The 9555-nt window shown below is 40.6% G+C and carries 6 protein-coding genes and 1 tRNA gene; 2 read left to right on the top strand and 5 right to left on the bottom strand.

Annotated elements, in window-relative coordinates:
• Nucleotides 1–10: 10 nt before the first annotated feature.
• Nucleotides 11–101: transfer RNA gene (locus AC4GME_RS14415), tRNA-Ser, on the bottom strand.
• Between the two features lie 181 nt (nt 102–282).
• On the opposite strand from AC4GME_RS14415, the gene AC4GME_RS14410 reads away from it, so the two are divergent.
• Together AC4GME_RS14410 and AC4GME_RS14405 are read left to right on the top strand one after the other, a co-directional pair.
• The gene (locus AC4GME_RS14410; protein WP_490379635.1) at nt 283–2253 is read left to right on the top strand and encodes an exoribonuclease II; all 1971 of its coding nucleotides are present in this window, start codon (nt 283–285) and stop codon (nt 2251–2253) included.
• Between the two features lie 158 nt (nt 2254–2411).
• Complete coding sequence (locus AC4GME_RS14405) at nt 2412–4733, top strand: YgiQ family radical SAM protein (RefSeq protein WP_490377710.1); 2322 nt, start codon at nt 2412–2414, stop codon at nt 4731–4733.
• A gap of 40 nt (nt 4734–4773) precedes the next feature.
• Here the strand turns inward: AC4GME_RS14405 and recR are convergent, their stop codons facing one another.
• The 4 genes from recR to apt form a co-directional block, all read right to left on the bottom strand.
• The gene (recR, locus tag AC4GME_RS14400; protein WP_490377709.1) at nt 4774–5373 is read right to left on the bottom strand and encodes a recombination mediator RecR; all 600 of its coding nucleotides are present in this window, start codon (nt 5371–5373) and stop codon (nt 4774–4776) included.
• Nucleotides 5374–6167: 794 nt separating this feature from the next.
• Nucleotides 6168–6497 carry a YbaB/EbfC family nucleoid-associated protein gene (locus AC4GME_RS14395; protein WP_490377708.1) on the bottom strand — a complete coding sequence of 110 codons (330 nt, stop codon included), beginning with the start codon at nt 6495–6497 and terminating at the stop codon, nt 6168–6170.
• 43 nt (nt 6498–6540) lie between these two features.
• On the bottom strand, nt 6541–9003 hold the full coding sequence (gene dnaX / locus AC4GME_RS14390; protein ID WP_490377707.1) for a DNA polymerase III subunit gamma/tau: 2463 nt from the start codon (nt 9001–9003) through the stop codon (nt 6541–6543).
• 5 nt (nt 9004–9008) lie between these two features.
• Entirely contained in the window at nt 9009–9554 is a 546-nt protein-coding gene (gene apt / locus AC4GME_RS14385; RefSeq protein ID WP_490378807.1) for an adenine phosphoribosyltransferase, read from the bottom strand.
• Nucleotide 9555: the final 1 nt, after the last annotated feature.

Raw genomic sequence — 9555 nt, 5'->3', positions numbered from 1 at the left:
TTTTTAAATGTGGCGGAGGAGGAGAGATTTGAACTCTCGGAGAGCTATTAACCCTCGCTGGTTTTCAAGACCAGTGCATTCAGCCGCTCTGCCACCCCTCCGGAACGAGGCGCATATTAAACAGGTTTGTCTAAAAAGCCAAGTACTTTTTGTTATTTATTTTAAATTTAATGCTTTTAGCTAATTGCCCCTTTTATTAAGCATCAATCCCCTTTATATTTATACCTAGTCTCGCCATTCTTTAATCGTTTGAGCTGTGCATTTATTTTAAGGTTTTATTTTATGTTTCAAAACAATCCATTGCTTAGTCAATTAAAAGAACAAATTCAAGAAAACACCCCTAAACGTCAGGGTATTGTAAAAGCAACTGAGCGCGGTTATGGTTTTTTAGAAACAGATAAAGGCAAACGATTCTTTATTCCACCAAATGAGATGAAGAAAGTCCTGCACGGTGATCGCATTAATGCATTTATCCGCGATAATGGCGACAAATCGACAGCTGAACCAAACCAGTTAAAGAAAACAGACACTGATATCTTTGTGGCTCGTTTATCAATTAAGCAGCAGCGTATCTCAATACAGCCGAACAATCCCCTTCTCAAAGGCTTCTTCAAAATTAAAGGTGGTCAAGCACTGTCTGCACAGGGTTACCAGGATGGCGACTGGGTGAAAGTTAAATTATTGAACCACGCTCTGGAAGGAAAAGGCTTTTTAACACAAGTCCTTGAAAAAATAGCTGATGCGAATGATGCCTTTGCATATCGCCAGATTAGCGTTGCAACTCATAATTTACCTGATAAAGCACCTGAATTTGATCATCCCTGGCAAGTTATCGATCCTGAACTTGAACGTATTGATTTAACTAAACTGCCTTTTTTCACCATTGATGGTGCTAATACGCAGGATATGGATGATGCACTTTATATTGAAGAAAACAGTGATGGCTGGAAGTTAACTATTGCCATTTCAGATCCATCTGCTTATGTACCGGAAAACAGTGAGATGGATATTGAAGCCAAGCGACGCGCTTTTACCCTTTATCTGCCCAACTTTAACGTACCAATGTTACCGCGAGATTTAAGCGATAGCCTTTGCTCCTTAAAAGAAGGGGAAAAAAGAGCAACCTTATGCTGCTCCGTGCACATTGATCATGATGGTAAACTCGCAGGTGAACCCGAGTTCTATGCTGCGTGGATTAAATCTCATTATCGTCTTAACTACACAGATGTTTCCAATTACCTCGAAAATGAAGAATCAACTAGTGAAATATGGAAACCTAACCGCCAACTGGCTGAGCAGTTACAAACATTAAATAATGCTTCATTAAAACGTTTACAATGGCGCAGTGATAATAATGTTGTCTTTAAAAGCCAACCTGATTACACCTTAAAACTAAATAGTAAAGGTGAAGTTTACGAAATATTATGTGAGCCTAGACGCAGTGCAAACCGCCTGGTGGAAGAGTCTATGATCGCCGCTAACATTTGTGCTGGTGATTATTTAGCAAAACATAAACAGCAAGGCGTGTTTAATACCCATTCAGGTTTCGCTTCTGACCGCTTACAAAAAGCGGTTGCACTACTGGCTGAATATGGTATCGAAACTGATGTTGAATCATTAGCAACACTTGATGGTTATACAAAAATGCGTCAACAAACAAACGCCTTGCACAACTGCTATCTTGATCACCGCTTACGCAAACTACTTGCTTATGCCGATACAAAAAACAGCCCTGAAGCGCATTTCACAGTCGGTGTCGCGCATTATGCAACTTGGACTTCACCAATCCGTAAATATGGCGATTTACTTAACCACCGTTTAATCAAATCTATTTTATTAAATCAAAACAATATCAATATCGATCAAGAGATCGGTACATTGCTTAATGAAACACGTAAGTCACAACGTCTTGCCGAAAGAGATGTTAACAATCTACTGTACAGTAAGTATCTTAAAGACCAAGAGCAATCTCAATGGCGTTATAAAGCGGAGATATTTGATATTGTTAAAGCCGGCCTGCGTGTAAGAATACAAGAAAATGGCGCAACCTTCTTTATTCCATGCAGTCTGCTTTGCAAAGACAGCAAAGATGCAAAACTGATCGATTGTAATCGTGAATTAGGCAAGGTGATAATTGCAGAGCAAACTGAGCTGCAGCTTGGTGATGTTATTGATGTGATGCTTAATAACGTTAAAGTTGAAAGCTGTCAGTTAATCGGGAAATTAGCAGATCCCCTTTTAGTTTCAGAATAAAAGCTATTTGCAGTTAAGCCATTTATTGTTAATGGCTTAACTTCAATCACTTATCAGGCGAATAAATCCACATAAACTTCACGGTTAAGAAAGCCTCACAGATATGCTAGAATACTCGCTCACGTTACCCACATAAAGCAAGTTAGGCAATTATTATAATGAGCGTTGATTTATTACAAGCTGAAAGACCCCTTTTCTCATATCCCAAATTCCAAGCAAGGTCTGAAAAAGCAGCGCCATTTTTACCCATGTCTCGCAAAGAGATGAAAAAACTCGGCTGGGATAGTTGCGATATTATCTTAGTAGTTGGTGATGCTTATGTTGATCACCCAAGTTTTGGCATGGCAATTATTGGCCGTACCCTTGAAGCGCAAGGTTATCGTGTTGGTATTATTGCGCAGCCTGATTGGCATAGCAAAGATGCCTTTATGAAGCTCGGCAAACCGAATCTGTTTTTTGGTGTTTCCGCCGGCAATATGGACTCGATGATCAACCGTTATACTGCCGAACGTCGCATGCGTCATGATGATGCTTATACGCCCAACAATGAAGGTGGTAAACGCCCGGATCGTGCTGTTTTAGCCTATACACAACGTTGTAAAGAGGCTTATAAATCAGTTCCTGTGGTGCTCGGTGGTATTGAAGCAAGTTTACGCCGTATTGCCCACTATGATTATTGGTCAGATAAAGTACGCCGCTCAGTTATTCTCGATGCTAAAGCTGATATTTTATTATATGGCAATGCCGAGCGCCCACTACTTGAAGTTGCTTACCGTTTATCGCAAGGCGAAGAGATAAAAGATCTAAGCGAAATTCGCGGCACTGCTATTTTATGCAAGCAAGCATTACCGGGTTGGAAAGGCATCGATTCACGTAAAGTTGACCAGCTTGGTAAAATTGATCCCATTATCAATCCCTATGCGGATATTAATGTTGCCTGTGCCACACAAAAATTAACCGATCAAACAGTAAACGACGACACACAAGTTATCACTGTTCAGCCGGAGCTTGCTAAACCTAAAAAACTCAATCCTTGGGAAAAAACTTATATCCAAATACCGAGCTACGAAAAGGTCAGCAAGGATAAAATACTTTACGCGCATGCTTCGCGTGTTATGCATCAGGAAACAAATCCTGGTTGTGCACGTGCTTTAGCACAATATCATGGTGAGCGTTTAGTATGGATCAATCCCCCTGCTTACCCGCTGACAACAGAAGAGATAGACACTGTTTTTGCTTTACCTTTTCAGCGTACTCCGCATCCGGCATACGGTAATGCAAAAATACCAGCATACGATATGATCCGTTTTTCAATCAATATTATGCGCGGTTGTTTTGGTGGCTGCACTTTCTGCTCTATTACCGAACATGAAGGTCGTGTAATACAAAGTCGCTCTGAAGATTCAATTATTAAAGAGATTGAAACAATTCGCGATAAAGTGCCGGGTTTTACCGGTGTTATTTCTGATTTAGGCGGCCCGACTGCCAATATGTACCGCCTAAAATGTAAAAGTCCAAAAGCGGAGCAGACCTGTCGTCGTTTAAGCTGTGTATTCCCGGAAATTTGTCATCATATGAATACCGACCATGAGCATACTATTAACCTGTATCGTCGTGCTCGTAAACTCTCAGGTATTAAAAAGATATTAATCGCTTCAGGAGTTCGTTATGACCTTGCAGTGGAAGATCCGCGTTACGTTAAAGAGTTAGTTGAACATCATGTCGGCGGCTATTTGAAAATAGCCCCGGAACATACGGAAAAACAACCGTTGGATATGATGATGAAACCGGGGATGAGCACTTATGAAACGTTCAAAGCGATGTTTGAAAAGTACTCAAAAGCTGCGGGTAAAAAACAGTATTTAATCCCCTACTTTATCTCAGCCCATCCGGGCACCACGGATAAAGATATGATTAATCTTGCATTATGGTTAAAGAGTAATAACTTTAAACTGGATCAAGTACAGAATTTTTATCCGTCACCGCTAGCTAATGCGACAACTATGTATCATTCAGAAAAAAACCCGTTACATAAAATCAGCAAAGATAGTGAAACAGTTTTTACTGCCAAAGGGGGACGTCAGCGTAAAATTCACAAAGCGATATTACGTTACCATGATCCTGAGAACTGGCCTCTAATTCGGGAAACGCTCAAAAAGTTAGGTTTAGCACGTAAACTGATTGGCAAAGGCCAACACTGTTTAGTACCGGCAGAGTCACGTAACGAAGCTCAGGCAGCAAACAAAAAAAGTAACTTGAGAAAAACTGAAACTAAGGGAAATGACAGTCAGCAGGCCTTAACTAAACACACTGGCTCGGGGCAGTTCAAAAAAGCGACTTCTAAAAACGGATCAACTAAAAATGGCCCGGTAAAAAGTGGCGGATTTAAAAAAGCAGCAGCCAATAAGGCCGGCGCTAAAAGCAATTTCTCTAAGAGTGGTTCATCTCGGAAAATTGCCTTAGCGAATCATAAAAAATAACAATAATACTGTTTGGGCGCTAACACGCCCTTATAGTCATTTAGATTTCTGAGCGTCCTGAAAAAGAGTGGGAAAGTGTTGTACTGTCAACAAACTCCAGCTCTCCGCCAACAGGCACACCATGTGCAATTCTGCTCACCTTGATAGCGAATTTTTTAGCCAGTTCAGCGATATAATATGCAGTCGCTTCACCTTCAACGGTTGGATTGGTCGCTAAAATAATTTCATTTACATTGCCTGTTGCAAGCTGACTCTCAAGCAATGCAAGACCTAACTGCTCAGGTCCAATGCCATCTAATGGCGACAAGTGTCCCATCAACACAAAATATGTACCTGAAAACAATGCTGTTTGCTCAATCGCTAATACATCGACAGGCATCTCAACGACACAGATCATGCCATTTTCATTACGTTTATCATTGCGACAAATCTCGCAATAATCCAGTTCAGTAAAAGTACGGCATTGATGGCAATGCCCTATCTCATTAACAGCCCGTTCAAGTACATTACTCAGCTTTAAAGCACCTTGACGATTTTTATCTAAAAGATGATAAACCATACGCTGTGCGGATTTCGGACCAACACTGGGAAGACATTGCAGTGCCTGCATTAATTCATCAAGTAAAGAGTTTGAGCTCATAATTATTTCTTTCTATGTAAAATAAACCGCTAAAATGCAGACCTATTATTGCCTTACAATGACATTTAAAACCTAGTAAGTAAAAAATTATATTGAATTCTAATATTCAATATATTACTAAGGATTAACCTATACCGTTAACTGCATTTTACATTAAATTGGATGCTTTTAACTATTTTATTACAGCAATTAAACGATGAACACAGAGCTGATTTTTTCACTATCTAATCAATATTAAAGTGACTTGCTTTGGCCCTCCATGGGGGGGAATTATCGCCAAGGATATATAGAAATACCCCCTCTAATCATGATTCACTTATTTGCTCTTTAGGCTAATATAAAACCGACCGCAATGCATAAAGCAAAACATATAATACCTGCTACAAACCACCTGGTAATTCGCAATGTAAATTACAGCAAAACTACAACACAGGCCTCCTTATCAACTTAGGCATACCTATGCTAGTCAAATGCTTATGGAAGGTGCTGATGTCACTTGGTTAGCAGGTCAACTTGGCCATGTAGATTGGGGAATGATTAGAAAGATTTGTGGAAAGTGGATAGCAAATGAGCGGCCAGACTACAGGAATGAACTAGCTAAAAAATAAAACAATAGTCAATTTTACACTCAACTCTGCGATTCATTTTTTCTAATTTAATTTAACAATTTTAGGTCTTTAACGAGGCTGTTTTTTGCTTTTTGAATAACAATTCAAGATACAAAAAGCTTGACCTCAATATGACCCCAAGAGAATCAACCAAAGACAAGCTATTGATTTTATTAAAAACAAAACCTAGAACGGCATTTTAAAACCAGGCGGCAAGTCCATCCCACCCGTTAAACCGCTCATTTTACTTTTGTTTACTTCTTCAACACGGCGAACCGCATCATTCATTGCAGCTGCAATAAGATCTTCAAGCATCTCTTTATCATCATCCATCAAGCTCGGATCAATCTCAACTTTACGTACGTTGTGATTGCCCAACAAGGTAATTTTAACAAGACCAGCACCTGATTCACCAATCACTTCTGTATTGGCAATCTCTGCTTGTGCTTTTTGCATATTTGCTTGCATCTCTTGGGCTTTTTTCATTAAATCGCCCATTCCAGCTTTATTAAACATATTCACTCTCTTTTTAATTGTGTTGCTTTAAAGTATTGTCTGATTATAACGGTATGATGCTATTTTCATAGATCTTTGCACCGTAATCTCGCACCCACATTTGGATATTACTGTCTTCTTTGATAACACGTTTGGCATTGTCCAGATACTGCTGAAATAGAAGCTGTTCAGACTCAACAGGAGTTAACTGCCCCTCTACGTCCCCCACTTCCACATACATGCTGATTTGCTCTCCATAATGGGCTTTTAATTTAGCTTGTAATTGCTCACATAAGTTACTGTTATTTAAAAGGTGTTGCTGCGCAGCTTTTAAAGTTAATATAATCTGCTGATCAACTTGCTGCATCACGCAATTTTTAGCCAGCAGTTTCACCAAGCCCAATAACTGCATCTGTTGAATAACCAGCGACCATGGATCCGTTAATTTATCCTCAACATATTTAGCAATATCAATAGCTGGAACATCAAGTTGTTCATTACTAAAAAAACTTTGTTCATTTAGTTCCGCTTCACTACCTAAGCTGGCAGGAGTTGCTGCAGGCGTTTGCTGAGTATTTTGTGTGAACCTATCTTGTGCGGGCCCGCTCTCAGGCAGCGGACTTGCCACAACCTCGAAATCATCAGGCTCGATATAATTATCCTGCAGATAACTCTCTACAGGTGGTAACTGCTCTACAGGCGGTAACTGCTCTACAGGTGGCAACTGCTCTGCAGGCGGCAACTGTTCTATAGCCATAATTGCCGCACTGTTTTCTACTTGTGTTACAAACGGTTCAGCTTCGACTTCAAGCTGAGTATTTTTTGGTTTTTCCGCTAGTGGTTTTTCTGCGACAACCCGCTCAGTTGCTTCATTAACTGTTGTCGCCTGTGACTTTTTTGCCTCTTCTCGCTTTAAACGATGACTGCGAAGCATATTTCGCGAATGTGTAACCTGTTTAATTGATTCCGTATTTGTTGCAGGTACGGCAAGATCAGCTTGTGAAACATCCATCGCTGTTTCTGCTGGATTGCCCACAGCATTGCCTGTAACTGTTTCAACAACAGGGACTGGCTCAACCATAACTTGTTCAGGAGGCGCTGAAAACTGCTGCGCTGCACTGGGCATTTCTATTGCATTATCAGCAACTGTTTCGACAGCCGCAACCGGCTCAACCATAACTTGTGCTGGAGGCGCTGAAAACTGCTGCGCTGTACTGGGCACTTGTATTGCATTATCAGCAACTGTTTCGACAGCCGCACCCGGCTCAACCATAACTTGTGCAGGAGGCGCTGAAAACTGCTGCGCTGCACTGGGCACTTCTATTGCATTATCAGCAACTGTTTCGACAGCCGCAACCGGCTCAACAATAACTTGTGCAGGAGCTGCTGCAATAGAAGTTTCAGCAGTTAACTGCGTTGCTTTTACTAAGCTTTCATCTACAGCGATATAATTTGCCGGTTTAAACGCCAGCAGGCGCATCACTGTCATCTCGAATGCAATTTTACCATTAGGCGCAAAGGCATAATCTTTATAACCTTGCACAGCGATTTGGTAATATAGCTGCACCTCTTCAGGGCTTAACCGTTCAGCAAGCAGTTGGATTGCTGTTTTTTCAGAGACCGTTACTCTGTTTTGCAACTGCAAAAATGCAATTTGATGGCATAAACTTGCTAATTCTTGATGAAGCTTGGCAAAATCAGCTCCCAAATGGACAAACTCTTCTATTTTTTCAAAGACCTTTTGCACATTACCTGAAGCAATAAAATGCAATAAATAATAGAGATGGCTACTGTCAATCGTACCAAGCATTTTTAATACCGATTGATATTCAATATTACCAGAGCCAAATGCTAATGCTTGATCGGTAAGACTTAATGCGTCACGCATACTACCATCAGCAGCTTTAGCAATAACGGCTAATGCGGCATGATCAAAGGTTGCTTGTTCATGCTGAAGAATATAGGTCAGCTGCTTTTCAATTTCTTCGGGTAAAATTGCTTTTAAATGAAATTGTAAACAACGGGATAAAACGGTGATCGGTAGTTTTTGCGGATCCGTTGTTGCTAATAAAAACTTAACATACTCAGGCGGCTCTTCTAAGGTTTTCAAAAGCGCATTAAAACTATGCCTAGAAAGCATATGCACTTCATCGATCAAATACACCTTATAACGACCTTGCGCGGGTTTATATTGAACATTATCAAGCAGTTCACGCGTGTCATCAACTTTTGTGCGAGACGCAGCATCGATTTCAAGCAGATCAACAAAACGGCCTTGATCAATCGCCTGGCAATGCACACATTCACCACAAGGTGTTGCAGTAACCCCCTGTTCACAGTTTAAGCTTTTTGCCAAAATACGTGCAATGGTGGTTTTACCGACACCTCGCGTACCACTAAACAGATACGCATGGTGTAATCTGTTTTGCGCCAGACCATTCGATAAAGCGGTTAAGACATGCTGCTGACCTACAACTTCCTGGAAGTTACGTGGACGCCATTTTCGTGCTAAAACTTGATAACTCACTAAAATTACTCGCCTTCAAATTCTACTAATGAAAAATGCGGTACATCTAAGGCTGCTAATTTTTGGCCACCATTTAATGATGGTAATTCGATTACAAAAGCAGATTCAATAACGATGCCGCCAGAACGCTGAATTAATTTAACCGAAGCTTCAGCCGTACCGCCAGTTGCTAATAGATCATCAACTAAAAGAACGGTATCTCCCTCACTGATTGCATCATGATGAATCTGCAGGGTATCCGTTCCATATTCAAGCGCATAACTTTCTTGAATCGTTTCACGAGGTAGTTTACCTGGTTTACGCACAGGTATAAATCCGGCACCGATAGCAGCCGCTAATGGCGCGCCGAAAATAAAGCCGCGCGCTTCTGTACCGACAACTTTATCGATATTCTTATCTTTATAACGTTCAACAAACAGCTTAATAGTTGCTGAAAATGCATCACCATTTTCAATTAAACTGGTAACATCGCGAAAGATAATGCCAGGAAGTGGATAATCAGGAATGCTTTTTATACTATTTTTTATTAGCTGCAGCGTGCTTGATGTCATC

The organism is Psychromonas sp. (genome assembly GCF_983033635.1).
This window is presented reverse-complemented; position numbering and strand designations above follow the sequence as displayed.